Source organism: Paenibacillus swuensis, assembly GCF_001644605.1.
Classification (GTDB): Bacteria; Bacillota; Bacilli; order Paenibacillales; family DY6; genus Paenibacillus_N; species Paenibacillus_N swuensis.
On sequence record NZ_CP011388.1, the window covers coordinates 950508 to 976499 of the forward strand.

The 25992-nt window shown below is 52.0% G+C and carries 19 protein-coding genes; 9 read left to right on the forward strand and 10 right to left on the reverse strand.

All coding sequences use genetic code 11. The features are described from left to right. Window positions 1-396 precede the first annotated feature (396 nt). Complete coding sequence (locus SY83_RS04105; protein ID WP_068604509.1) at window positions 397-3735, forward strand: discoidin domain-containing protein; 3339 nt, start codon at window positions 397-399, stop codon at window positions 3733-3735. Window positions 3736-3860: 125 nt separating this feature from the next. Here SY83_RS04105 and SY83_RS04110 read toward each other — a convergent pair whose 3' ends face one another. From SY83_RS04110 to SY83_RS23615, 3 genes are all read right to left on the reverse strand, one after another. Further along, on the reverse strand, window positions 3861-4709 hold the full coding sequence (locus SY83_RS04110; RefSeq protein WP_231891369.1) for a YheC/YheD family protein: 849 nt from the start codon (window positions 4707-4709) through the stop codon (window positions 3861-3863). A gap of 188 nt (window positions 4710-4897) precedes the next feature. After that, window positions 4898-6541 (reverse strand): copper amine oxidase N-terminal domain-containing protein, encoded by a 1644-nt coding sequence (locus SY83_RS04115; protein ID WP_197479964.1) that lies wholly within the window; start codon window positions 6539-6541, stop codon window positions 4898-4900. Between the two features lie 106 nt (window positions 6542-6647). Beyond that, complete coding sequence (locus SY83_RS23615; protein WP_068604511.1) at window positions 6648-8159, reverse strand: methyl-accepting chemotaxis protein; 1512 nt, start codon at window positions 8157-8159, stop codon at window positions 6648-6650. A 227-nt stretch (window positions 8160-8386) separates the two neighbouring features. On the opposite strand from SY83_RS23615, the gene SY83_RS04125 reads away from it, so the two are divergent. Then, window positions 8387-9613, forward strand: coding sequence for a virulence factor (locus SY83_RS04125; protein ID WP_068604513.1), 1227 nt, complete (start codon window positions 8387-8389; stop codon window positions 9611-9613). Between the two features lie 411 nt (window positions 9614-10024). Beyond that, the gene (locus SY83_RS04130) at window positions 10025-10345 is read left to right on the forward strand and encodes an HNH endonuclease family protein (protein ID WP_068610878.1); all 321 of its coding nucleotides are present in this window, start codon (window positions 10025-10027) and stop codon (window positions 10343-10345) included. Between the two features lie 107 nt (window positions 10346-10452). On the opposite strand, the gene SY83_RS04135 is transcribed toward SY83_RS04130, so the two are convergent. Both SY83_RS04135 and SY83_RS04140 read right to left on the reverse strand, forming a co-directional pair. Continuing rightward, window positions 10453-11118, reverse strand: a complete 666-nt coding sequence (locus SY83_RS04135) for a phosphatase PAP2 family protein (RefSeq protein WP_068604514.1) — start codon at window positions 11116-11118, stop codon at window positions 10453-10455. Between the two features lie 168 nt (window positions 11119-11286). Then, window positions 11287-12657 carry an MFS transporter gene (locus SY83_RS04140; RefSeq protein ID WP_068604516.1) on the reverse strand — a complete coding sequence of 457 codons (1371 nt, stop codon included), beginning with the start codon at window positions 12655-12657 and terminating at the stop codon, window positions 11287-11289. A gap of 111 nt (window positions 12658-12768) precedes the next feature. Here SY83_RS04140 and SY83_RS04145 point away from each other — a divergent pair, with 111 nt between their 5' ends. Further along, the gene (locus SY83_RS04145) at window positions 12769-13509 is read left to right on the forward strand and encodes an MOSC domain-containing protein (protein WP_068604518.1); all 741 of its coding nucleotides are present in this window, start codon (window positions 12769-12771) and stop codon (window positions 13507-13509) included. Between the two features lie 173 nt (window positions 13510-13682). Here the strand turns inward: SY83_RS04145 and SY83_RS04150 are convergent, their stop codons facing one another. The 3 genes from SY83_RS04150 to SY83_RS04160 all read right to left on the reverse strand — a co-directional run bounded on the left by SY83_RS04150 (window position 13683) and on the right by SY83_RS04160 (window position 16631). Further along, window positions 13683-14918: an MDR family MFS transporter gene (locus tag SY83_RS04150; RefSeq protein WP_068604520.1), complete on the reverse strand. Its 1236-nt coding sequence runs from the start codon at window positions 14916-14918 to the stop codon at window positions 13683-13685. A gap of 110 nt (window positions 14919-15028) precedes the next feature. Next, complete coding sequence (locus tag SY83_RS04155) at window positions 15029-15802, reverse strand: SDR family NAD(P)-dependent oxidoreductase (RefSeq protein ID WP_068604522.1); 774 nt, start codon at window positions 15800-15802, stop codon at window positions 15029-15031. Between the two features lie 73 nt (window positions 15803-15875). Further along, entirely contained in the window at window positions 15876-16631 is a 756-nt protein-coding gene (locus SY83_RS04160; RefSeq protein ID WP_068604523.1) for a sulfite exporter TauE/SafE family protein, read from the reverse strand. A 48-nt stretch (window positions 16632-16679) separates the two neighbouring features. On the opposite strand from SY83_RS04160, the gene SY83_RS23005 reads away from it, so the two are divergent. Further along, window positions 16680-16862, forward strand: coding sequence for a hypothetical protein (locus SY83_RS23005; RefSeq protein ID WP_157279782.1), 183 nt, complete (start codon window positions 16680-16682; stop codon window positions 16860-16862). A 195-nt stretch (window positions 16863-17057) separates the two neighbouring features. Here SY83_RS23005 and SY83_RS04165 read toward each other — a convergent pair whose 3' ends face one another. After that, entirely contained in the window at window positions 17058-18269 is a 1212-nt protein-coding gene (locus tag SY83_RS04165) for a MoeB/ThiF family adenylyltransferase (protein WP_231891370.1), read from the reverse strand. 219 nt (window positions 18270-18488) lie between these two features. Here SY83_RS04165 and SY83_RS04170 point away from each other — a divergent pair, with 219 nt between their 5' ends. Next, the gene (locus SY83_RS04170) at window positions 18489-20183 is read left to right on the forward strand and encodes a M3 family oligoendopeptidase (protein ID WP_068604525.1); all 1695 of its coding nucleotides are present in this window, start codon (window positions 18489-18491) and stop codon (window positions 20181-20183) included. A gap of 353 nt (window positions 20184-20536) precedes the next feature. On the opposite strand, the gene SY83_RS04175 is transcribed toward SY83_RS04170, so the two are convergent. Then, the gene (locus SY83_RS04175) at window positions 20537-21445 is read right to left on the reverse strand and encodes a transposase (RefSeq protein ID WP_197479965.1); all 909 of its coding nucleotides are present in this window, start codon (window positions 21443-21445) and stop codon (window positions 20537-20539) included. 404 nt (window positions 21446-21849) lie between these two features. On the opposite strand from SY83_RS04175, the gene SY83_RS04180 reads away from it, so the two are divergent. The 3 genes from SY83_RS04180 (at window position 21850) to SY83_RS04190 (ending at window position 25922) form a co-directional block, all read left to right on the forward strand. Continuing rightward, a complete protein-coding gene (locus tag SY83_RS04180; RefSeq protein ID WP_197479966.1) occupies window positions 21850-22215 on the forward strand; it encodes a hypothetical protein in 366 nt (121 codons plus the stop codon). Between the two features lie 138 nt (window positions 22216-22353). Continuing rightward, complete coding sequence (locus SY83_RS04185; protein ID WP_231891371.1) at window positions 22354-25140, forward strand: PAS domain-containing hybrid sensor histidine kinase/response regulator; 2787 nt, start codon at window positions 22354-22356, stop codon at window positions 25138-25140. Between the two features lie 74 nt (window positions 25141-25214). Beyond that, complete coding sequence (locus tag SY83_RS04190; RefSeq protein ID WP_068604531.1) at window positions 25215-25922, forward strand: class I SAM-dependent methyltransferase; 708 nt, start codon at window positions 25215-25217, stop codon at window positions 25920-25922. Window positions 25923-25992: the final 70 nt, after the last annotated feature.

Consider the following 25992-nt stretch of genomic DNA (forward strand, 5'->3'; position numbering starts at 1 on the left):
TATTTTTACAAAATAAATTCAATGGCAGCAGAGGGGTGAGTCGTAAAGATCCCATCGAATTTTTTGCTGAGTCAATGGGATATCGCCCTTTTGGGTGGTTTGGAGGTATAAAGCCGCCACTGGCCGTGGGCCTCTTTTGAACGCACAAACTCTGAAATACAATATTTCCCTTACTCACATAAGATTACACACAATTAACGTAGGAATACATCTTCAGCAAGGTGAGGAACTAATTTATGCTAAATTCACCAGATCAGTAATGAAACTGTATGTAATCCCCAAGATCTGGGCTAAAGGAGGTTTTAACAACAGGCGCAGCTTTGAGCAAAAATGAAAGCGTATTAATGGATTCATATCAACATTATTGAAGAACAACAACTTAATCGGAGGTTATTTATGTTCTCAAAAAGCGCATCGCTAAAAAGTAATCCATTCTTCATCCTATCCTTGGTCCTAGTTGTGCTACTATCGCAGTTTACGCTATATCCTTCCACATCTTCCGCAGCAGGCGGACCTAACCTGACGTTGGGCAAAACAATAACAGCAAGCGGTCAAGCCGATGTATACACACCGAATAACGTGAAAGACGGCAATCCGACAACCTACTGGGAAAGCACGAACAACGCGTTTCCGCAATGGATTCAGGTCGATCTCGGCGCGAATACGAGTTTTGATCAGATCGTATTGAAACTCCCGGCCGGCTGGGAAACACGTACCCAAACTCTGTCTGTTCAAGGCAGCACGAACGGCTCCACGTTCACCAACATCGTAGGCTCCGCAGGATATGTATTCAATCCTGCCATCGCCGGCAACTCGGTCACGATTAATTTCGCATCAACCAACACTCGCTACGTTCGTCTAAATCTAACTGGTAATACAGCTTGGCCAGCCGCGCAGCTGTCCGAGTTTGAAATATACGGCGCGGCTACTGAACCCCCTCCCACTACGCCTCCGCCGACAGGCAACAATATTGCACCAAGCAAACCGATCACCGCATCCTCTGTTACTCAGTCATTCGTAGCTTCAAATGCAAACGATAACAATACCAGCACGTACTGGGAAGGCGGCAGCAATCCGAGTCAACTGACGTTGGACCTCCTTGCCAATCAAAACGTTACATCCATCGTGCTGAAATTGAACCCAGCCTCAGATTGGGCGACACGGACCCAAACGATCCAAGTGCTCGGCCACAACCAGGACACTACAACATTCAGTAATTTAGTCGCAGCACAAACTTATACTTTCAATCCCTCTACAGGTAACACCGTCACCATTCCGGTTACAGCCACGGTAAAGCGGCTGCAACTGAACATCACGACCAACTCCGGCGCCCCGGCGGGTCAGATCGCCGAGTTTCAAGTGTACGGCACGCCTGTGCCTAACCCGGACTTGACGATTAGCGGCATGTCTTCTTCGCCTGCTTCCCCGATCGAGTCGAACGCGATCACGCTTAACGCGAACGTTTCGAATATAGGCAACGCCGGCTCGCCCGCCTCATCCGTCAACTTCTACTTGAACAATCAACTGGCCGGCTCCGCACCGGTCAGCGCTCTTCCAGCCGGCCAATCGACAACAGTATCTCTAAATGTAGGGAATAAGAATGCGGGATCGTACATCATTAGCTCCAAAATTGACGAGAGCAACACGGTTATCGAGCTGAACGACGCAAACAACGCGTACTCGAATCCGTCGCCGCTTGTTGTCTCCGCCGTGCCGAGTTCCGATTTAATCGCAACAGCGACATGGAATCCGTCGAATCCAAGCGCAGGCAATACCGTCACCTTTACGGCAAACCTTAAGAACGAAGGCAATGTCGCTTCCGCAGGCGGCGCTCATGCCATCACGTTAACACTTAAGAACGCGTCAGGCACAACCATCCAAACGCTGAATGGCTCCTATAGCGGCGCAATCGCAGCAGGTCAATCCGTCAGTGTAAACATGGGAACTTGGACGGCTGTCAACGGCGGCTATACGGTTACCACGACGGTTGCGGCTGATGCGAACGAAGTAAGCATCAAGCAAACGAACAACACCAGCACGACAAGCTTGTATACCGGAAGAGGCGCTAATATGCCGTTTACCGTCATTGAAGCTGAGCTGCCGTCCAACGTTACGAACGGAACGAAACTAGCTCCGAACTTCACGCCAGGCGACTTTGCCGGCGAAGCTTCCGGACGTTCCGCGGTTCATCTGGACGCAACTGGGGAATATGTGGAGTTTACGCTGACCTCTCCGGCCAACGCGTTCGTCCTGCGTAACGCGGTGGCGGAGAATACGACGGGAACCGTTACTATATATGCCAACGGAACCAACAAAGGTAAATTCAACGTATCCTCCAAGTTCTCTTATTTGTACGCATCGCCTACTACACTGGGCAGACTGGGTTACGACAATGCCGGCACAAAAGCTTACTGGCTCTATGAAGATTCCCAGCTTATGCTCGACCAGGTTTATCCGGCAGGAACAAAAATTAAAATCCAAAAAGAAGCCGGAGACGTCTCATGGATTTACGTAGACATGATTGAAACGGAGAATGTCGCACCGGCGGCAACCAATCCGGACCCGAGCAAATACGTTCAGGTTTCGGCGTCGAAATCCATCGAGCAAGCGCTCAATGAATTCAGACAGGACGCGACGAAGAAAGGAATCTTTATCCCTGCAGGCACATGGACCATCAACAGTAAGATTTTCATTTACGGACGCGCAACCGAAATTATCGGCGCCGGACCTTGGCATACCAAGTTGACGGCTCCGCAAGACCAATCCAATACGGACGTCGGCTTTAACATTGCAGCAACCGCAAACGGTTCAACCATTAAAGACTTGTCCGCTTGGGGCAACTACATTTACAGACAAGACGGACCTGGTAAATTCATCGACGGCAACGGCATGCAGAACGTCACGATTCAGAACGTGTGGGCTGAGCATTTTGTCTGCTTGTATTGGGGTGTCAACTCTTCTAACAACACGTTCAAAAACAACCGTATCAAAAACACATTCGCAGACGGCATCAACATGACGAACGGTTCATCCAATAACATCATCGACAACAACTATTCCAGAGGAGCCGGAGACGATGCCTTCGCATTATTCAGCGCATCCGATGCCGGCGGTTCCTACAACACAGGCAACAAGTACACCAATCTTACGGCGGTTTGCGTAAGACGCGCTGCGGCTTTTGCGGTGTATGGCGGCTCGGATAACTTGTTCCAGAACCTTTATGGCGCAGACACGTTAACTTACCCCGGCATTACGATCAGCAGCTACAGCTTCGGGTATAACACGTTAGGTTTTGGTGACGTGGATACGGTATTCGACGGCATTACGCTGGACCGGACCGGCGGTGATTTCTGGACCAGTGTCGGCGCGGATGACAAGATTAATGATTATCAGAACTTCGGCGCGATCTGGTTTTATGTAGGTGATCGTACATTCAAGAATGTCGTAGTCAAAAATGTGGATATCAACAACTCGGTCTACTTCGGATTGATGTTCCAGACGATGTATCCTAATGCTCTAGCGATGCAAAACGTTCGCGTAGAGAACGTCAACATCAATAACCCGGTTCGTTATGGCATCAAGCTAGTTGCCAGAGCCGAGCAAGGTCAAGGACCGGTTGTAGGTTCGGCCAGTTTTAAGAATGTCAAAGTTAACAACCCGGGTGTTTCAGCGATTTACGGCGAATCCTTGAGCCCGAACTTTACGGTTAACCGAGTTTCAGGGAACAACTGGTAATAATGCATTCGAACAATCTCTAATGAGGCTTCTTCGCATGAATGAATGACAGCCCATATGCTAAAAGAGCTCACTCGGTACGCCGAGCGGGCTCTTTGGCTTTATAATCTGCGGGTAGCGATCGTTTATCTCGTTCTTCCATACGTTTTGCCGTATCGGACGATGGTCCGGTACAAACTCTTGTCGCCAAGCGATTTCAGGGCACTGAACCCTGGACGGGTGTTCACCTCTAGAATCCATAGCCGTCCATCGCGATCGAGAGCCACGTCAAGACCGAGCTCTTTAAACTTTACACTGTGACGGTTGAAACAATGTGCTGTTTTCATGCCAAGCGACTTCAGCTTCAGTTGATATTGCTTAATCTGAGCCGTGTTATAACCTGATCTTCGTAATGTCTGCTCGATTAGCTCCAGCTTGCCGCCTTGGTGATAGTTCGTGACGACATTGTTCGGCTTTCCAAGCTTGACAAACATGACGGTTGGCACCCATTTGCCCCCGCCGGTCTTCTGCATCGTCACCCTCAAGTCAAACGGCCTGCCGCGTGATGTTTGTAAGTAAACACCCCTCTGGAGCAGGTAGCTCCTGCCTCTGGCTATTTTTAGCAAATGGGCGTAAAGGGAACTTACGGAGGTTACTTCAACCATTCTGGCATCTTTCTTGACTCTGAATTTCCGGGAAGGTGTTCGCACAATACGCGCTATACCGCTGCCGCCGGTTCCGTTTGTCGGTTTGAAGTAAACCATCTTGTACCGGCCGGTCATCTCATTAAGCGACGCGCGTGTAAACCGCTTCGTTTCGGGAACGTACTGTGTTAGGTTCCGGTCCGAAAGCAGCCACTTCGTCTTCGTCCACTTGCTCTTGACCGATATGCTGTTGCTGCCTTTCTTCTTCAACTCATCATCCCCTCCGCATCCCTCGGTATAGATTACTTCCCCGATTCGGGTTACGACACGGCGGTTACCTACACCTGACAATCAAACTACCCTGCATAAGTGGTGGACGGCCATATGAGTGCTTGCTAAGTGCCGACAAAGTGCTGGCTGAGTCAACGGGATATGGCCCATTTCAATGTTCATAAGATACATCTGCCTCAAGATGCAAAAAAAAAGCCCACCACGATTGCGGCAGGCTTTCTCTCCCTTTTCTGTCAAACTACTCGAATCTAGTTCATTGCTTTCATCAACGTTACGGACCAATCTTTCGTGTTCCATTTCACATCCCAGCCCAACAGCTCGGTAATAAAGCGTAAAGGTACCACGGTGCGGCCGTCTTTGTTGACCATTAATTTGGAGCCGATCATCTTCTTCGTACCGTTCACTTCCATGTAATCTTTGCCGATCCAGAATGTCAGTGTATCATTGCCTGCTTTGACCCAAACGGTGTTTTTGCCATCCCACGAAACGTTCGCGCCAATCCCTTCACTCAGGAAACGCAGCGGAATGTACGTCGTGTTGTTCCACACCATCGGTGTCGTGTCCATCATCGTCGTCTTGCCGTTAATGATTAATTTGCTGCTGTTTACTTTCATCCAAACCGTCGTCATATCCGGAGCATCCGGTGCCATCGGCTCTGTCGGAGTAACCGGTGCCTGCTCCTGGAATTTGTCGTTGAACTGCGTCACAATGGCGTTACCCAAGTTCTGTCCCACACCATACATGAATTTGTAGCTTTCGCGGAACTTGTTGTAAGAAGCCGTATAATCCCCAGCCGCATATTTGTCAAACGTGTCCTGAACCATCATCTCATGAGCGCGCACCGCGTCTTGAGCCGCTTTCGTCGGCAGGTTCTCTGCTGTAGCGGCGCCTAGGAATGCGCCGAACTCCGTGGAGAACGCGTTTATGCGGTTAAGAGTCGCTGTACGGGACGCCGCATCCCCGCGCTTCGTTGCATCCGCCAGTTCGCCTTGCGCCGCAATATGATTCGCTGTCCAGATCTTCTCGAATTGATCTCCGCCCGCCTGACCATAAATGGAAGTAATCGCTGCTTTGAAGTCTGCTGTATGCATTTTCTCCGCATTCAGAACCGCTTCGTAATCTTTGGAACCGTCATATTTCTTCTGCATCTCCAACGCCGCTAAAGCTACGTGCTCCGAAGCCAAGCTGTTCAATGCGGACCGCAGGTCGGCTGCCTTGGTGTCCGGCTTGCTGTTCGCAAATTTCTCCGGCATCTGGCTTACAATCGCTGTGGAAAGTGCTTTGGAGATCGTGAACATGGTGCTGTAGCCTTCACGGTATTTTTTGTACGCATCTGCATAATCGCCTTCGGTGTACTCTTCGAATGTATCCTGCACTTGCTCTTCATGCAAGCGTACCGCGTCTTGTGCTGCTTTGGCCGGTAATTTACCGCCAGTCGCTGTCCCCAGGAAATTACCGAATTCGGTCACGAAGCCCGCGAGATTCGCTTCCGCTTTCTTCATACCGTCCATGTCGTTCGCTTTAAGGGCTTTCACCCAATCGTCTGTAAATTTATTATGCGCTCTGAAGATCCGGTTGAACTCTTTGGCGCCGGCTTCACCATAGATGGAAGCGATGGCCGGTTGCATATCCAGCGCATTCTGATCCAATGCCGCGTAGGCCGCCGCCGCATCTTTGGAACCGTCGTAAGCTTTAATCATCGCATTGACCGCCAGGACAAAATGTTCAGATAACAGATAATCCAATCCCGCTCTAAGGTCAGCCGCCGGTGTCATTACGGACGCTTTGGCCACTGGCATTGCCGTCGTTTGCGCCCCTGCTATGGTAGGTACCAGTAAGGAAAGACTAAGTACAGGTAATAGTAATTTCTTCATTGTAAATTTCGTGTTCATTCAATTCACTCTCCTGGTTATTGTAGTGGGTAGTGCAAGCGCGCGCTTTGTGCTTCTCGTATAGTAGAACGCAGGAAGCGCCCACTTGGATCACTCTGGAGTGAATTTAGTTTTTTTCCAGCAGCTCCACCAGTCCCGACAGCTCTTCTGTAAACCCGGTCAGGCCTGCGATGGAGCCGGCAATCGACTCAAGTGATGCCTGTTGTTCCTGAGAGGAGGAAGCCACGCCCATGATGCCTTGTGTCGTAGTCCCGGAGATGCGCACCATCTCGCCCAAGGAGACGATGACTTGCTGGGCTCCCGCCGACATCTGTTCCGCCGAGGCAGATACGTCCATGATTTGTGAAGACACATCCTCAAGCGATGTAATCATGGCGCTGAAGATTTCGCCGGCATCCGCCACGGCTTGATTCCCCAGCTCCACTTCGTTTGAGCTTGCGCGCATCGTCTCTACGGCTCGGGTGCCCGCAGATTGCAGATGCTCAATGATGCCTGTAATCATCTTGGCGGATTCCCCGGTCTGCTCCGCCAGCTTGCGCACCTCGCCGGCCACCACCGCAAAGCCGCGCCCGCCTTCGCCCGCTCTCGCCGCTTCAATCGCGGCGTTCAGCGCCAGCAGGTTCGTCTGCGAAGCGATGGAAGAGATTAAGGTCGCGATCTGACCGATCTCATGAGACCGCGCATTCAAACCGTTAACGGCTTCCGCGGCTTGTTCCATGGAGTTTCGCAGCGTACCGAATTGCTGAACAGCCTGGTTTACCCGAACGCCGCCCTCCTGGGCGCGTTTCACCATCCACCCTGAAGCGTCAGACACATACGAGGAGGAACCCGCGATGCGGCCAACCCCCGTCACCAGTTCCTCGGCCGCTTGGGCGCTATCCTTGGAATGCAGCAGCTGTCGCTCCGCGCCTCCCGCCACTTCCTCGGTCGCCGCCGCAATTTGCGAGCTGGCCTCCACGGTCATGGCGGTGTAATGCTTCAGGTTTGCAATGAAGCCAGCCAGTTGCTGAACGGAATGCGTCAGTTTGGTCAGGGTGCCGCGAATGACGTACTGCTTGGCTTGGTTCTCGCTTTCTAGGATTGCGGTTGCTTTTTGCTTATGTAAAATTTGAAGGATTGTCGCTCCCGAAGTCAGCAGCAGGAATACCGCATGAATAAATACCATACCGAACGTGTACGCGTGGTCTCCGAATACGAACTCCGGTAATAGGAAGAACGCGCCCAGATGTTGCACTGCGAACAATACGGTCATAACAACAATTAAGGAAACGCGCTCATAATATGCGACCAAAGCGATCACCATAAAGATGGAAAAGTGCAGCTCGACCATACCCTTGCCGCCGGAGACCATCGCCATACTGGTGAATGTCAGCGACAAGGTGACCCATAGACTGACCCGTTCCGGCTGATCTCGCATCATGCTGTGCATGGCGGCGCCAAAACAAACAACCGGGATCAAGAACAACACCGCCTGCAGCCAGGCATATTGTTCAAAGACCTCTACCGCGCCAGGGTCATGAATATGCGCATCTCCTTGAAAAATAATCACAACCGCGGCCAGAAGCAGCAGCATTCCGAAATTCAGTTGAAGCATGAGGCGATTTTTGGACTTAAACATAGAGGCAGACTCCTTAAGATTAGTAAATTTTTTTCCAGCAAAAGATTACACATTCCTTATACATCCCTTATACATACATTATACAAAATGATCCGGGAAAGTATATACACACTTTGTTCCGGTTGCATGAGGTTGTTTTCACAATCGTTCTACGTGTAATCTAAGATTATGGATTATAGAGAGTGGCAAATATTTTAGATCGTTAACTATATAGGAGGCTTATGATCATGAAAATCATTTCGATAGAACCAACGCCGAGTCCCAATTCCATGAAGCTGAATATGGATGAATCGTTACCGCAAGGGATTCGACATACATATACGCCTGCTGAAGCTGCGGGGGCGCCGGAGAATATTCGCCTTCTTCTGGCTGTGGAGGGAGTGAAGAGCATCTATCATACGGCGGATTTTATCGCGTTGGATCGTAAACCGAATGCGGATTGGCCTTCCATTTTGGCGGAGGCGGGCAAGATTCTGGGCGGAGATGGCGGTGCGGGTGCAGGCGGCGCGAGCTCGGGCGGGAATGAAGGTCCAGGGGAAGCAGGTGTCGGCTCCGGCAGTGGAGTTTCAGGTGCGGGTACAGGGGCAAGCGTGGCGGGCACAGGTGCGGACGCGTTCGGCGAGGTGCAGGTGAAGCTGCAGACGTTCCGCGGCTTGCCGCTGCAGCTTCGCGTGCGGAGCGGCGCGCAGGAACACCGCGCCGCCATGCCCGAGCGCTTCGCCGCGGCGGTCCAACGCGCGGCGGGCGCTTCCATGATCACCGAGCGCATGCTGGGTGATCTGGGGGTGCGCTACGGCGAGCTGACGGACGTCGCCGCCGAGGTGCTGGCCGAGCTGGACGCCGCGTACAGCTCGGAGCGGCTGGAAGAGCTCGTGCAGCGCGCGATCGAGCTCGGGCCGCAGGCCGCCGCGGAGCGGCCGGCTCGCCCGGCGGCGCTGACGCTTGCGGAGGCGACGGCGGCGATGGACGCGCCGGCGTCGACGTGGCAGCAGCGCTATGCGGCGCTGGAGCAGCTGAAGCCGAGCTCCGAGGCGTTGCCGCTGCTGGCGCGCGCGCTGCGCGACGAGAATACATCGGTCCGCCGGCTGGCGACCGTGTATCTCGGGGACATCGGCGCGCCGGATGCGCTGCCGCATCTGTTCGCGGCGCTGCGCGACCGCACGCCTTCGGTCCGGCGGACGGCCGGCGATACGCTGTCGGACATCGGATCGCCTGCGGCGATCGGGCCGATGACCGAAGCGCTCCGCGACGCGAACAAGCTGGTGCGGTGGCGCGCGGCGCGCTTCTTGTATGAACTCGGCGATGCCTCTTCGCTGCCCGCGTTGCGGGAAGCGGCCGAGGATGCCGAGTTTGAGGTGAGCCTGCAGGCGAAGATGGCAATCGAGCGTATCGAGTCCGGCGAGGAAGCAGCAGGCACGGTATGGCAGCAGATGACGAACCGAAGCAAGGACTGAAGCAGCAAGTTTTGCTTAAAAAGGGTATATATCTATCGACTCAGCTAGGGCTATATAACAATTTATGTTCAAAACAGCCTTATCCCTTCGGCTCAGCCAAGAGAGTAATTATCTAATAATTGCTCAAAACAGCGATATCCCATTGACTCAGCAGCTGGATGTTACTATTTATTCATTGCTGAGCCATGGGGATATCCCATTCATTCAGCTGTGATTTTTTTGAACAATAGTACTTTATAGTAAATATATGGAAAATACGAGCATCAGAATTGCTTGCTGAGTCAAAGGGATATCGCCCTTTTTGCTGTTAAATACATATATGAAGCCCACCGGAGGCGCAACTCACACATGAAACAATCCAAATCCAAACGAAAACAACAGCCTTTCCCGACTTCAGCCGACCCCTCAACAATAGCCGAATCAACAACCACCCCCACCTCACCCGCCTCCCGCTGCGAACTCTGCGGGCGCGAAGACGTAGATACCACGCGGCATCACCTCACCCCCAAAGAAGAAGGCGGCACTTTACTGGGCACAGCTGATCTGTGCATTCCCTGCCACAAACAGATTCACGCCCTGTACACAAACAAAGAGCTGGCCACCCGCCTAAGCACCATAGAGGAACTTAGACAGGATGAGCAGCTCTCCCGTTTTATTAAATATATTCGCAAACAGCCTTCCCGTACCCTGGTCCGCATCCGCAAATCCAATGATCGCAAAAAGAAGCGTTAATCGCACCCTTTTGCCCATCATAAAATTTAGATCAATATGCGGCTGACCCAACTACGTAAACTTACACCGGCAGTTGTGATCATATTGTGGATGCTTGAATGCTACAATTACTTCTTTCCTGCACTCGCTGCCCGGGCACCTTTACCTTGCGCCTTTTCATAATAATGGATCATGACCGCAAGCAAGCTCCCGCTCGCCAAGTAACCCCCCAGCACATCACTCGGATAATGAACGCCAAGATAAATGCGCGAAACGCCTATTCCCACAATCATCACCACGCTGAACAACACAATCGCAACACGCAGAGCAACTGTATTCGCATGTCTCCACAACAGATAACTCAACATCCCGTACAACGTAAAGGCCGCCATAGAGTGACCGCTAGGAAAACTGTATCCATGAATATCAATGAGCCGGTAGATGTCAGGTCTTGTCCGACGAAAAATCTGCTTTAACACCACATTCAGCAAACCCGACGCCGCGCCTGCACTGAGCAACAGAATAACTTCCCGACGATGATGCAAAACAAAATACAAGAACAACGCCGACAATACCGTTATCCCCGCCACCGGCCAACCCGCCCCGATTGCCGTCAGCCAAGTCAGGATTGTCGTTAACCCAGGTGACTCCCAACCTTGAACGACACCAATCACTGCCGCGTCAAAGCCGATGTTGAATTCCCCGTTGATCAGCAACGCTATAAACGCGAAGCCCAGGGCGCACAATAGGCCGATCAGGATCGCTTTTGTCATTTGCAGATTGAACCATTTCATGTTGTGAATCCTCCGTGTCTACTAAGAGCAGAAAAACATTATTAATATTTTGTAAACAATTACCCAGAATCATAACATCCCGCCCGGCTAGTTTCAAATCCACAAGCTATGGCGGGGATGTTAAGGCGCAATCTAACTCTTAAAGTTCCTCCCTGGCAGACGCGCAAATTAGGTAATGTTCAGGCTCTTTCGGTAGAACACGGCAAGCAAAGCGGTGATAAAGTAGAACAACGCCGTCAGCAGATATACATATTGAATCCCATACCGGTCCGACAAATACCCTAACAGCACCACGGATACGCCGAAGAGGGAATAGGAAAGGGTGTTTTGCGCGGATAGCACCTTAGGCAGTCGTTCCGGCGGGCAGGCCTTCTGGAACAGCGTACGGCGTGTAATATCCCTCATCTGTTGCGCGGGTCCCATCAGCACTGTCAGCACTACGGCAAGGAGAGGTACAGTCGTTAAGGCAAACCAGCCGGTCATCATGGCAAAAAGAAGCGAACCCACCGCCACCCCCAAAGCCGGCTTCGCGCTTAACTTGGCCGTCAAACCTACGATCAGCAACGCACCGCCGATGGCACCGATAAAGTAGGCCGCGTTTAGGAAACCCCACCATTCTTCACTTTTTTGAAGCCTGTCTGTAACATAAACCAGCATCATCGCACCGATCCAGGCGCCGCTTACCAAACCTTCAATGGTATCCATGATCACCATCGCCCGGAGCGGCCGGCTCCGCCAGATGTCTTGCCATCCGGCTTTCATGGAATTCCAGGCACCGGGCCGGGAAGAAGCTTTCAACGCTTCCGGAGACTCGGTGGCGTTCGCAAGCTCAGTGACGTCCGGAGGCTGGGTGGCGTTCGCGGGCCCAGTGGCGTTTGGACGCTCGGTAGCGTTCGCAAGTTCAGTGACGTCCGCGGGCCCAATGGCGTAAAGAGGCTCGGGGAGATTCGCGAGCTCGCTCAAAGTAACCTCGGAGGCAGGCTCCTTCAGCTGCAGCGTGAACACCAGCGCCAAGATATACATGACAAGCGTGCCTGCCATCGTATTGGCGCTGCCAATCTGAGCGACAATGATGCCCCCCAGCACCCATCCCATCATCATGACGATTTGGTCGGAGGTTGACAGCAGTCCGTTGGCGCGGAGCAGTTCCTCCCTCGGCACATACCGCGGGACCAAAGCGTTGCACGAGGGCGTAGTAGCACCGTCCGCAAAAGACATCAGCACAACCAGAAACAGCATCCATCCGATATAGGCTTCAGACAACACACTTGCCGTAAACACCATAGCCGCAAAAATCAGCGCTTGGGCCAGCTGCGAATACCCCATAATCCGGGTCAGCCTATACCGGTCCATGAGCACGGGAGCCCATACCCCGCAAGCCAGCTGGCCCGCCACTCTGCACAAGGGAACCAAAGCCGCGACCAAAGTGGAATCTGTCATCTGAAGCACCAGCAGCACAACAGCAATTAAATACAACGTATCCGCCAGGTTGGATAGGGTTTGGCTGCCCCAGAGTATGCGAAACATTCTCGTATTCATTCGTTAGCCCTCGTTTAAGTACTTATTTATTGGAGCGATCATTGTGATCTTTTGGCGGAGAAAAAAGGTGTGCTATACTTTGATTAAAAATGGCTACAGGAGACAGATTACATGAATAAGACTGCCTTAGGCGAAATTGCCAAAATCGAGCGTTATCCGGTCAAATCCTTGGAAGGTGAAAGCTTAGACGAGGTCGAGATCGCGCATTACGGATTGCTCGGTGACCGCGGCCGCGCGGTGATAGACCCTGCCAAAGAAGGCTTCGACCGCTACTTTACAGCCCGGGAAGCGCCGCAAATGCTTTCTTATAAGGCTGTTTTGGCCAAAACGAACGCACAGGCCGATCCGCATACCCTGCCTGATATCACGATTACGGGACCCGAGGGTGAGACGCTGTCCTGGAACGAAGAGTTCTTGAGCCGGATTCAGTCTTACACCGATCAAACGCTTGCGCTCCACACCTATGATCCGGCCACTGAAGCCTTAATGGGCGTGGATGATGAACACGTTCTAATCGTCAGCGACGCCTCGCTCAAAGCCCTGCAAAAACAATGGGGCAAAAAACTGAACGGCATCCGTTTCCGCCCGAACCTGACCATAGCTTTAGATGAAGACACTCCTTACGCGGAGCTGGAATGGATCGGCAAACAGATTCACATCGGCGACACGGTGCTGCAGGTGAACAAGCGGTGCAAACGATGCGTGCTGATTACGATTGATCCCGACTCATTGGAGAAGGACCCGTCGTTGTTGAAGGCTTTAACGGATCAGGACTTTTACTTCGGCGTCTATGCTTCCGTCGTGAAGACCGGCACGATCTTTACCGGTGATCCGGTTTATATTGCGGAATAAATAAATATCCCCAGTGGCTTTTTCGCCGCAAAAGGTAAGGTCAGCCCCGTGTGATGCATGTGGCTGACCTTTTTTGAATCGGATGGGAAAGTTGCGCCCCTCTTGGGGTAATCGGTCGAGGCAATTGGGTCACATTGAAAAGTACACGGTCCCGGTTAGGCTTGTATGTTCGGTTAGGCTTGCATCTTGGAAATCGATCCGTCAATCGCTCGGCCTGGCTTAACCCGCGCACCCAACCGGAAAAAGACCGGAGCCGTTACGGAAATGACAGCAATCACAACAAACAGGGTCGTGCCGCCGTATTCATGAAGCAGGTAACCCCCAATCCAAGGACCCAATGCGTGGCCGAATGAAGAAAGCGTCTGCGCTCCGTAGTAGGTCCCCCGCATATGTTCAGGTGAAATTTGGTCCAGAAGCAAGGTTTCGGCCGGAAAGGCGAGGATTTCACCGAACGTAAACACCGCCATAGCCAGCAGCATGCCCCACCATGCCGTGGAGTAAGCAAAACCGAGATGGCCCAGCGCAAACAGCAAGGACCCTGCCAGTATCGCGGTTTGCGGCGTTCGCTTCTCGCTCCAACGCGAGAACGGAAGTTGAAATACGATGACAATGATCGCGTTCAAGCTCATCATCCAGGCAAAAAGCTCCGCCGCGCTAAACTGTTCGCCCACGTATTGAGATAACGTGGACATCATTTGGGCATAACCGATCGCCACCATAATGTTACCGAAGATGAAATACCGGAAAGCCTTGTCCTGGCGTAATATGTTCATAGCTTTCACTAGTGTGGTGCTTTCCTTCTTCTCCCCTTCGATCCGGCGAATCCCGAAGCGATTCAACAAGAGGTGAAGCGACACACCATAGGTCAGGTAGAACATACCTGTCAGGATCCACGGAAGATCCGCATTCAGCAAACCGAAGGTTGCCCCTAGCAGCGGTCCTACCGATACGCCAATGTTAATGGCTAAATATCGCAGAGAGAACACACGCATTCGCTTCTCCTTGTCCGTGACATCCGCCATCAGCGCTTGGGATACCGGCTCGTACCATGACCTGCATAAACCGTTCAGCATGTTCAGCAAGGCGAGAAGCCAAGGCTCTTTGGTCAACGCAAAACCCAGAAACACAAGTCCCCACAGGTAAACGGCCGCCAGCATAACGCCTTTGCGCCCCACCTTATCCGAAAGATGGCCGCCAAAGAATCCGCCCAACGTTCCTGTCAGCGACCCCAAACCTATAATAAAGCCGATGGTCAGCGCGTCCATCCCGGCTGTTTTGTGCAAATAAATGGCCAGAAACGGCAAACTCATGGAGCTCGCCGCCCTAGCGAATACGGTGCCCGCAAGCAATACCAGTACTACCGGGTGGAACTCCTTCAGTAGGGATAACCGCGGTAACTTAAGCTTCATTCGTGTTTTGTCTCCTTCCTCCTATGCTTAAAAATCCGCTTAAATCTGGAATGTCCCTTCCACATTTCCGTCAATGGTTAGTGTGGGTGACCAGACATCCAGCAAATTTGTTAAAAACCGTAAATGGTCATGCCCCCGTCCACAAACAGCGTCTGTCCCGTCATGTAAGAGGACGCATCCGAGGCAAGAAACACAGCCGGACCCACCAACTCCTGCAGCTCCCCCACCCGGTTCATGGGTGTGCGCGCCAATATTTCGCCAAGGTATTGTGGATCCGCAAGGATCTTCTCGGTCAGCGGCGTGCGGAAATACCATGGACCGATCGCGTTCACCCGAATGCCGAAGGTTGCCCACTCCAGCGAGAGGACTTTGGTCATTTGGATCATAGCGGCTTTGGTGGATGCGTATACCACACCCGTTCTAAGCGCCGTATGACCGCCCACGGAGGAAATGTTGACGATCCGTCCGCCTCCGTGTTCTTTCATGTGTTTACCTACCTGTTGGGACAAAAAGAACGCGGACTTCAAATTGGTCTGCATAATTGTTTCCCATTCATTGTCTGTTACATCCAACGCTTTGGAGCGAATGTTCATGCCCGCATTGTTCACCAGGATGTCGACGCGTCCGACGGTTTGAAGCAGGTCGTCGACAGCTTTTTGCGTGGCGGCTTGATCTCTTAAGTCCGCTTCAATGATATACGCTTGGCGACCGAGATCGCGGATGGCCGCGGCTGTCTCCTCCATTTGATGAGGCGTGCGGGCCAACAGAGCCACATCCGCCCCCGCCTCGGCGTAACCGATGGCGATGGCTTGACCGATTCCTCGGCCGGCTCCTGTGATGAGGGCTGTCTGGCCCTGTAATGTGAATGAAGGTAACAGCGTCATGAATGTTCTCTCCTTTAATGAGATAGGACTGAATAAATAAGACGAAAGCGTGGGCTGAGATTTTGCATGAAAGTTACTTGAGCAAGTCGTAAACCTGTTTACCGATGAGCACGACTGTGATGGCGATGAACAGCGGTCTGACGTATGAGCTGCCTTTGCGGATGGCAAGCTGCGAACCGGCCAAAGCGCCGAAAATCATGGCGATGCCCATCGGAATGCCGTACGCGTAATTGACTTGTCCGAGAAAGGCGAATGTAATGAGGGAGGCAATGTTGCTCCCGAAATTCAGCACTTTGGCATTGCCTGCGGCTCGCACAAAATCGAAGCCGACCAGAACAAATCCAAAGATCAGGAACGCGCCCGTGCCCGGTCCGAAGAACCCGTCATAAAAGCCAAGAATAAGAGCGAATATGGCGGTTATTGTATAGATTTTGTTCGTAAGGAGAATGTCTTTGATTTCATCGACTTTCTTTTTTTTGAAGACCGTGTAGACGGTCATGACGATGAGAAGAATGACAACCAGCGGCCTCAGAAATTCCGACGGCAACAGGGTCACGACATACGAACCGGCAGCTGAACCGACCAGCGACAGAGGGAAGAGCCAGCGGACGAGCTTGATGTTGATTTTGCCTGAGAAAAAGAAGGAAAGTGAACTGGTCAAGGACGACATCGAGCTCGCCAGTTTGTTCGTTCCGAGCGCCACCGTAGGCGGCATGCCCGTCAACAGCAGGGCCGGCAGCGAAATCAATCCGCCTCCGCCCACCACCGAATCTATAAAAGCCGCGATGAAGCCTGCGGCCAGGAGAAATACCAAGATGTCCCATTCCACGCTGCTAACACTCCTAATGGTTATGATCTATTAATTGAACACCGTTTCATGAGGCGTGTAAAGGGAAAAAAGGATTATAGGAATTACATCTTTTGCGGGCCGGGGCCGCTTACGGCCAAAAAGGCCGTTACGCCGTGGGACGAGGTCGCTAACGGCCAAAAAGGCCGTTACACCGCGGGCGGGGCCGCTTACGGCCAAAAAGGCCGTTACGCCGCGGGCCGGGACCGCTAACGGCCGAAAAGGACGTTACACCGCGGGCCAGGGCCGCTTACGGCCAAAAAGGCGTTACACCGCGGGCCGGGGCCGCTAACGGCCGAAAAGGACGTTACACCGCGGGGCGAGGCCGCTTACGGCCAAAAAGGCCGTTACGCCGTGGGACGAGGCCGCTTACGGCCAAAAAGGCCGTTACACCGCGGGCCGGGGTCGCTACCCAAGGTAGCGGTGGTACAGCGTCTTCGCGGCCGCGATGTCTTTGGTGCCGTGGACCAGGACACGGCCATCCTCAAAGATGGCCAGGCGGTGTTCGCCCACGGTGAACGAGACGAGGTAAGGGTTTCGCTCGACGGCGCCGTCTCCAAGGCGGGAGAGCGCGGCGGCCACCTCATCCAGACTGCGTCGGGATGGGTGCGGCGGGCGGATCTGCACGGTGTCGCGGCCGCACAGGACGGCCGTGCGCGTGTGCTCCGACGCCGAGAGGTGCGGATACGTCGGGTGATCGCCGCACGAAGGGCAGGCGGACCGGCGCATCTTCCGCACATCAATGGCGGTGTACTGGTTCGTCCACAAGTCGAACGAGACGAGCTTGTGACGAACGGCGTCGCGGGCGCCGGAGAGCAGCTTCAGCGCTTCGGCGGCCTGATGGGCGACGACCATGGTGACGGCCGGGGAAATGATCCCCGCCGTATCGCAAGTCGCGCCGCCCAGGGGCACCGTCTCCAGCAGGCAATGCAAACAAGGAGTTTCCCCCGGGATCACCGTGAACGTCAGGCCGTAGCTGCCGACGCAAGCGCCGTAGATCCATGGGATGCCCCGCTGCTGCGAAATATCGTTCACGAGCAGCCGCGTGTCGAAGTTATCCGTGGCATCGACAATGACGTCGACGCCTACGACGAGCGCCGCGATCTCCGCCGTCGTCACATCCGCCACCACCGGGCGGATGTCGACGGCGCTGTTCACGGCGCGCAGCCGAGCGGCGGCTGCCATGGCCTTCGGCAGACGCTCCCGCGCGTCCGCCTCGGCGTAAAGCTGCTGACGCTGCAGGTTGCTCCACTCGACGTAGTCCCGGTCCACGATCGTGACCGTGCCGACGCCCGCGCGCACCAGCGCTTCCGCGTTGCCGGTGCCGAGCGCCCCGGCACCTACAATGAGGGCATGCGCCTCCCCAAGTCGGCGCTGCCCCTCCGCCCCGATCCCGGCAAACCGCTCTTGCCGGGAATACCTATCCCTTTCCACACCTTGCCCCACGTCCTGCTCTACGCCTTGCTCCAAGCCCTGATCTGCACCTCGCTTCACAACTACCTGCTCCGCGCCTTTCACAACTCCTTGCTCCCCAAACAGCTCCACGTCCTGCCTCACGCCATGCTCCTTACCTTGCTCCATGCCCTGCTCCTTACCTTGCTCCCTCTCCATCCGTTCCATCCCCATGCCTCCCTAGCTCTTTTTCACCCCGTAAACCTTTCCCTCTACTCTACCATCTGCCCGACTAGTTTTCTAACCCTTTCCGCAAGACTGCGGGCCCGGAGCATCTTCATTTAATCAAAATAGACTATATATCCGCCGCCTAAATCCTGTATATTAGAAATAGACCACTGGCCATTTCAGTCAGCCAATCCGGAAAAAGAAAAGGATGTGTTCGGTTTGAGATTTGAGGAATACGAGTACAAGCGTGTGGATTTCCCGGCTATGGAAGCCCGATTTAAAGCATTGTTGGAGGAGTTCCGCGCCGCGTCTTCTTTTGACATCCAAAATGACATCATGGCCCAAATCAATACGCTCCGCAACGAATTGGAAACGATGAACCAGATCGCAGTCGTGCGCCATTCGGTGGATACGCGGGATGAATTTTATAAGGCGGAGCAGGAGTTTGTGGACGAAACCGAGCCGCAGTACCAAGGACTGGTTACCGACTATTACCGAGCGCTTGTGGAATCCAAATATCGTACGGAGCTTGAGGCGAAATGGGGTAAGCAGCTGTTCCGCATTGCCGAAATGTCCCTGAATACATACAGCCCGGAGATCGTCGACGATCTTGTGAAAGAAAATAAGCTAGCCAGTGAATATTCTAAATTAATGGCGTCGCTGAAAGTGGAATTCCAAGGTGAAGAACGCAACTTGTCACAATTAATTCCCTTCACGGAATCGACGGATCGAGAGACGCGCCGCCATGCTTCCGAGCTGCGGTACAGCCTGATCGAAGGTGTCGAAGAGCAGTTGGACGATCTATACGATCAGTTGGTGAAGATACGTACACAGATTGCCCGCAAGCTGGGTTTTGAAACGTTCACGGAACTGGCCTATATGCGCTTAAACCGCTCGGATTACAAGGCTGACGACGTTGCCGCCTTCCGCAATCAAGTGTTGGAATACATCGTTCCCGTCGCCCAAAAACTGAAAGACCGCCAACAAGCAAGAATCGGCGTAGATCAACTGAAATACTACGATGAAAGCTATAAAGCGCCTACCGGTAACGCGAAGCCTAAGGGAGATCCGGAATGGATCGTCGATCGGGGCAGCCGGATGTATGCGGAAATGTCTCCGGAGACGGATGATTTCTTTACGTATATGCGTGAGAATGCTTTGCTGGATCTGGTAGCCAAGCAAGGCAAACAAGGCGGCGGTTACTGTACCTATTTCAGCAGTTATAAATCTCCTTATATCTTCTCCAACTTCAATGGAACTTCCGGCGATATTGACGTGTTAACCCATGAAGTGGGCCATGCTTTCCAGGTGTATAGCAGCAGAGATTATGAGGTGCCGGAGTATGCGTTCCCAACATATGAAGCCTGTGAAATTCACTCCATGAGCATGGAATTTCTCGCGTGGCCGTGGATGAAGCTGTTCTTCGAGGAGGATACGGATAAATATAAGTTCATTCATCTTAGCGGCGCGCTGGAATTCATTCCGTACGGCGTGGCTGTTGACGAGTTCCAGCACGAAGTGTATGCCCGTCCGGAAATGACACCCGCGGAACGCAAGCAAACCTGGCGCGATATTGAACGCAAATACCTGCCGCATCGCACATATGAAGACAATGCTTATCTGGAGCGCGGCGGATTCTGGCAAAAGCAACCTCACATCTACCGCAGTCCCTTCTACTACATCGATTACACGCTGGCGCAATTGTGCGCGTTCCAGTTCTGGAAACGCTCTGTCGAAACGCCGGAACAAGCCTGGGAAGACTACCTTCGTTTGTGCAAAGAAGGCGGCAGCAAGCCGTTCACGGAGCTGGTCCGAGTCGCCGGGTTGATCTCGCCGTTTGAGGACGGCTGCGTGGCATCGGTCATCGATACGATTGAGCAATGGCTGGACAGCGTGGACGACAGTAAGCTATAGAGTGATTGCAAGCCCTCTTCTCCCATGAAGAGGGTTATTTTAAATTGATAGAAAGTATATAAAATATGGGTGATAAATAGGGTTTGCACTTCTTTAGAGGGTGTTTAGTAATACTTATTTGAACTGGAATGCTGGGTTATCCCGAAGGCTCAGTGGTGTGATCGAAGAACTGGAATGCTGGGTTATCCCGAAGGCTCAGTGGTGTGACAGAAGAGCTGGAATGCTGGGTCATCTCGAAGGCTCAGTGGTGTGATCGAAGAAGGCAATGAAGTGAATTTTTGTTCTTGGGAAAAATGAGGGTTAATGTGTTTAGAGAAGGAAATATAAAATTGTAAAAAATGGTTGTCCTTGAGTTAAGCAATCTGTTCATGTAAGCACATCGGTTTGCGTGAAATGAGTTGTTTATAAGTAACAGCAGGTGTACCAATGAACAGCTTAAATAATTTTGAAACCGCACGGTTCGGTTTAAACGAATGGTTGATCCGATAGGAGATTTCATCCAGATACGATTGTAAATGCTTGTCGCTTACCCCGTAATATCGCTCGTTTATTCGAACAGGAACAGAATCACAGATGATATTTAATGTGTCGCAAGCGTTCTCCTTTCTTGAACCATAATGAATAAAAGGAACTCGGACAGAATGACTGACATGATTCTCAATGAAGTTGGAATAATCCCAATAACTAAGTTCTTTGTTAGGATGATGTTTCGGTATAAAAACATGCTTCAGCTTGACATAGGAAACATCACCATAGTTAAGAGAGACCCCTCCCACAAATGGCTGCTCATTGCGCATCGTCTTAAAGCCTTTAATATGGAAATTGCACGGATTGTACTCCGCTGAAATCACTTCGACAAGTCCGGTGAGCAGCTGATCTGCATCTCCTTGCTGAATGGCATGGCGAAGTTTATGAAGGATCAACCAAGCCGTCTTATACGTGACTTCAATAATGGTTGATAGTTGCACCGCGTTGATTGAAGCTGAAGGGTTAGCAATGAGAAATAAAGCTTGAAACCATTTATGCAACAAAGTGCGGCTTCCTTGCATAATCGTTCCCACGAGAAGGGAAGCTTGATACTTGCAGTTGCGGCATTCATACAGGGGGAGTCGACGTGTAGTAATGACATGGGCATCAACGCAGTTGCATCGTGGACAACGGTAACCGTTGGGCCATTTGGTTGAGATCAGGATTGGCAGACATGAAGCCTCATCATGATACTTACGTCTAAACTGATCGAAAGTTACTTCATGAATAGACACGATCCTCACTCCCCTTGCGCATTACCGGAACACACGTTCTGTATATGTCATATAATACCAAACAAATGTTCTTATTACAAGTGTTTTTTGAAAATTTTTACCTGATTCTTAGGGATAACCCAGCATTGGAACTAATATACTGTTCACCTGATTCTTCGGGATAACCCAGCATCGGCGCTGAAATGCATTTAATACGTGGCAGTTGACCAAACAACATAATCCAGCCTCGCGCGCGAACTCTTTAGTTTACAACAGAGCCAAGAACACGGTCGCCCACCCTGAGAGGCCTCGATAGAGGCTTATTTATTGCAACTTTTGTTGGCGATATTCGTCTACTTAATACAACTATTTGCTGAAAGGGTCTTTACTAAATGAGAAGAAAATGGCAACTCCCTGTTATTCTAATGTTGTTTATAGCCCTTGCCGCAATCTACGCGGCGTTCACGTACAGCAACTCCCAAGTCAATGAACCTGACTTATGCTCGTACAAACCTTCCGCACTGCATTCGGAGTTTCCCGTGCCGGCCGCTGCTAAACCAACGAACCATAAATCCAATAATCCGGATATTCGTTATATCCGTTACACCTTTGAAGGCGTCCGGGACGAATCCAGCATCCCTCCTGCCTATGTCACGGAGATTGAGCGCCGTGGCTGGGTGGAGGACAAGGACGCGCAGATGGGCGGACTTCGGGTCTTCGAGAAGACAGGAATGAAAATCAACTTCGTCCAAAGCACCGATTTCTTCACCCTATTCACGGACAAAAGCTGAACCGGCCCCTCGGCCGGTTATATCTTTTTTTCCACAACTTCCGCAAAAAAGCGCTTTATTTTTCATCCCTCGCCAAAAAGGTGTATACTCTACATATTATTCCGCACCAAAGCAACATCATCTGAGGGAGGCCCGCCCGTGTTGTCACAAGTTCATTTTGAGACCATATTTAATCAAGCTTCCTGCGGTATGGCTGTCATTTCGCCGTCGGAGGGCACATGGCTGAAGGTTAATCCCTCGTTCGCGGCCATGCTGGGATACACCCCCGCAGAAATGGAAGGGACGCTTTATGATACTTATAGATCCGCGCGTTCAACGGATACCCCTGATTCACCGGATTCCCTTGATTTTTTCTTTACCCAAGGCAGGGATGCAGATCCCCTGTTCACATATAAACATTCCTTTAATCATAAGGAAGGACATCCAGTTGTTCTGTCTTTGCAAGACTCCCGAATGATGGAAAGTGCTCCTGATGCGCTGACTTCTTCCATTCTTTTGCAAATCATCCATCACTCGGCTCCTGCCAATCCATTATACTCCACCAACCTTATTGCCACAGCGCATCGGATCGCTCTTTTGGGTCCCTGGGAGTGGGATTTACAGCAATCGGTGCTCTACTACTCTGAAGATATAAGAAGAATATTCAATTACGCGCTGCAACCCGTTGAATATTCGCCGGATGCATTCCAGGCCCTGGTCCATCCCGAAGACCGCGAAGGCGCCGCCGAAGCTATTAGCGCGGTGTTGAAACAGGGGCAGTCTGCAGACCATACACTTCGTATTCTACTGCCGGACAATACTGTGAAAACCGTTCACTTAACCTGGGAAGTAACCCATGATGAAACCGGACAACCGCTCAAACTAATTGGGATGGCGCAAGATATCACGGAACGAACACGCATGGAAGAGCAGCTGAAAGAAAGCGAGCAGCGTTATAAATCCCTTTTTGACCACAATCCGGCCGCGGTGTATTCCATGAATTTGAACGGAGATTATTTGACGGCTAACGCAAACTTAGAAAGAATAACAGGTTACTCGCTGGAAGAGCTCATCGGCATGTACTGGGGCCCCATTGTGCATCCGAAGGATCTGGCCAAAACGCAGTATCACTTTGGGAAAGCGACCGAGGGCATCCCGCAAAGCTATGATTTGACCATTATTCATAAAGACGGCCGCGATATCGAAATTAACTCCACGAACATTCCGATTATTATCGATAACGAAGTGGTGGGTGTATACGGAATTACAAGAGATATTACGGAGCGGATCCGTTATACGGAACAAATTGAGAAACTCAGCTACGAGCACTCGCTCATTCTGAACGCTGTAACGGAAGGTATCTTCGGATTGAATCTGGAAGGCACCGCGATGTTCATTAATCCTGCGGGAGCGGCTATGCTTGGCTTTCAACCGGACGAGCTGATCGGCACCGCTTATCTGGGCATGCTGCAACAGTCCGGTGCGGACGGGCTGCAATTCACGTTTGGAGAAACGCCGATTTCCCGCGCTGTGAAGGAACAGGTCTCACATCAGAACAGGGAGTCCGTATTCTGGCGCAAGGACGGTTCCAGCTTTCTGGTTGACTACCAAGTGACGCCGATTTTTGATAAAGGGGAGCCTAAAGGCGCCGTTGTGGTATTTCGTGACATTACGAGCGAGAAGGAGATTATTCAGGCCAAAGAGTCGGCTGAGCACGCGGACCGTGTAAAATCCGAGTTTCTTGCCATTATGAGTCATGAACTGCGAACCCCGATGAACGGTATTATGGGCATGGCGGACCTGATGGCAGATACGGAACTGACGGAAGAACAACGGAGCTACCTTGAGACCATTCAATTCAGCAGTGACGCGCTCTTGTATATATTGAACGAGATTCTGGATTTCAGCAAAATTGAGGCAGGCAAAATGAACCTCCTCCAAGACCCCATGGACATCGCCAATGTCTTGAGCCAGGTTACCGATTTATTTGCGCCGAAAGCGGCGGAAAAGGGGATTGAATTGCGTGCTGAACATGGAGAACGAATGCCTGTGGTGTTGGGCGACGCCGGAAGGCTGCGGCAGGTTCTGATTAATCTGGTCGGAAACGCGGTCAAGTTTACGGATCGAGGACATATCCATCTCAGTGCGACAGCCCATAGCCGAAGCGCAACCGGTAGAGTCTATGCGGAGTTCAAAGTACAGGACACGGGCATCGGGATTCCGGAGAACCTGCAGAACAAGTTATTCCAGTCGTTCTCGCAAATCCACCCGGCCATCAATCGGAAATACGGCGGAACAGGTTTAGGGCTGGCTATATGCAAAAAGCTGGTTGAACTCATGGGCGGCTCCATCGGCGTCGACAGCGAGGAAGGCGCGGGTTCCTTGTTTTACTTTGTGATCCCTTTTGAACCGGCAGAAGGTCACTCGTTGGATATTTCCATGGATAGAATTCAGAACAGCGGACCTTCCCAGGATCTGAACTCCGGGCATCCGGAAACCGTGACGGCGTTACCGGAGACCGTGATGAAGCTGCCTCACCCGCAGGATAAAGCGCTTGAGCCCTTCGGACCGCTTCGCATCCTGATTGTGGATGACAATACTGTAAATGTTCAGCTTTTGACGGCGGTTGTGGATAAACTGGGCTACACTTCGTCGGCAGCAAGCAACGGGCAAGATGCTTTGCAAGCCTTGGATGCGGCCGATTACGACCTCATCTTCATGGACATTCAGATGCCGGTCATGGACGGACTGGAAGCTACAACCATCATCCGGGAACGCTATGCGCATAAATCGCCTTATATTGTGGCTGTGACCGCTTTTGCCCAGTCTTCGGATCGGACAAACGCTTTGGCTGCGGGAATGCGGGACTTTATCAGCAAGCCGGTTTTTGCTCCGGAAGTGGAGCGTGTGTTGCGGGCCTGCGCTCATATGATAAAAACTTCATAAAACTTTTCGTGTGCATTCCTGAAAATCTGGGTAATTACTATTAAAATTACCTAGATAGAGGAGTGAGTGGAACGATGAACGCACGCATTGAGCACATACGGAAAGAGGAACGGGAGTACCACGAGAACTATTACGAACATTACAGTCTGTATGAAAAAGGAACCTGGCTTCACAAGCCGGTCGGCGTCGTATTGCGCATGGCGAATCGGCTGAACACAGGGAAGCCTTTAAATATGCTGGATCTGGGCTGCGGAATCGGCCGTAACAGTATCCCGCTCGCGGAAATCGCCATGCCCGCCGGAGGCAAGGTAGTTTGTGTAGATTTGCTTGGCAAAGCGCTCACCAAGCTGAGACAGTACGCGTCCAAATTCGGCGTGAAGAGCGCCATAGTCACAGAGAAATCCGACATCAGCGATTACGTGATCCCGCCGGATACGTACGATTATATGATCGCATGCTCCAGCTTGGAGCACGTCAAGTCGGAAGCGTCGCTGCACAAGGTGCTGAAGTCGATGGCGGACGGCACCAAGGTAGGCGGCATCAACACCATCGTGATGCACACCAACATTGAAGAGTATGATATCGCCACAGGGAAGAAGCGCGAGACGTTGTTTGAGATTATCAAGTCCAAGGATGATGTGCTCAATCTGCTTAGCCGGAATTATGACGGCTGGGAGAGGCTGCATCTGCAGGAGGAACCGCTGGAGCTGGAGATTAACCGGGGCGATGACCCGGTGATGCTGAAAGCCGATTCGGTGACAATTGCGGTGATCAAGCGGTAACGGTGCGAGTGTGCTTGAGGCCCTCATAAGGAACATAAGGCCAAGAATCCCTGTTTAGGGGTTCCTGGCC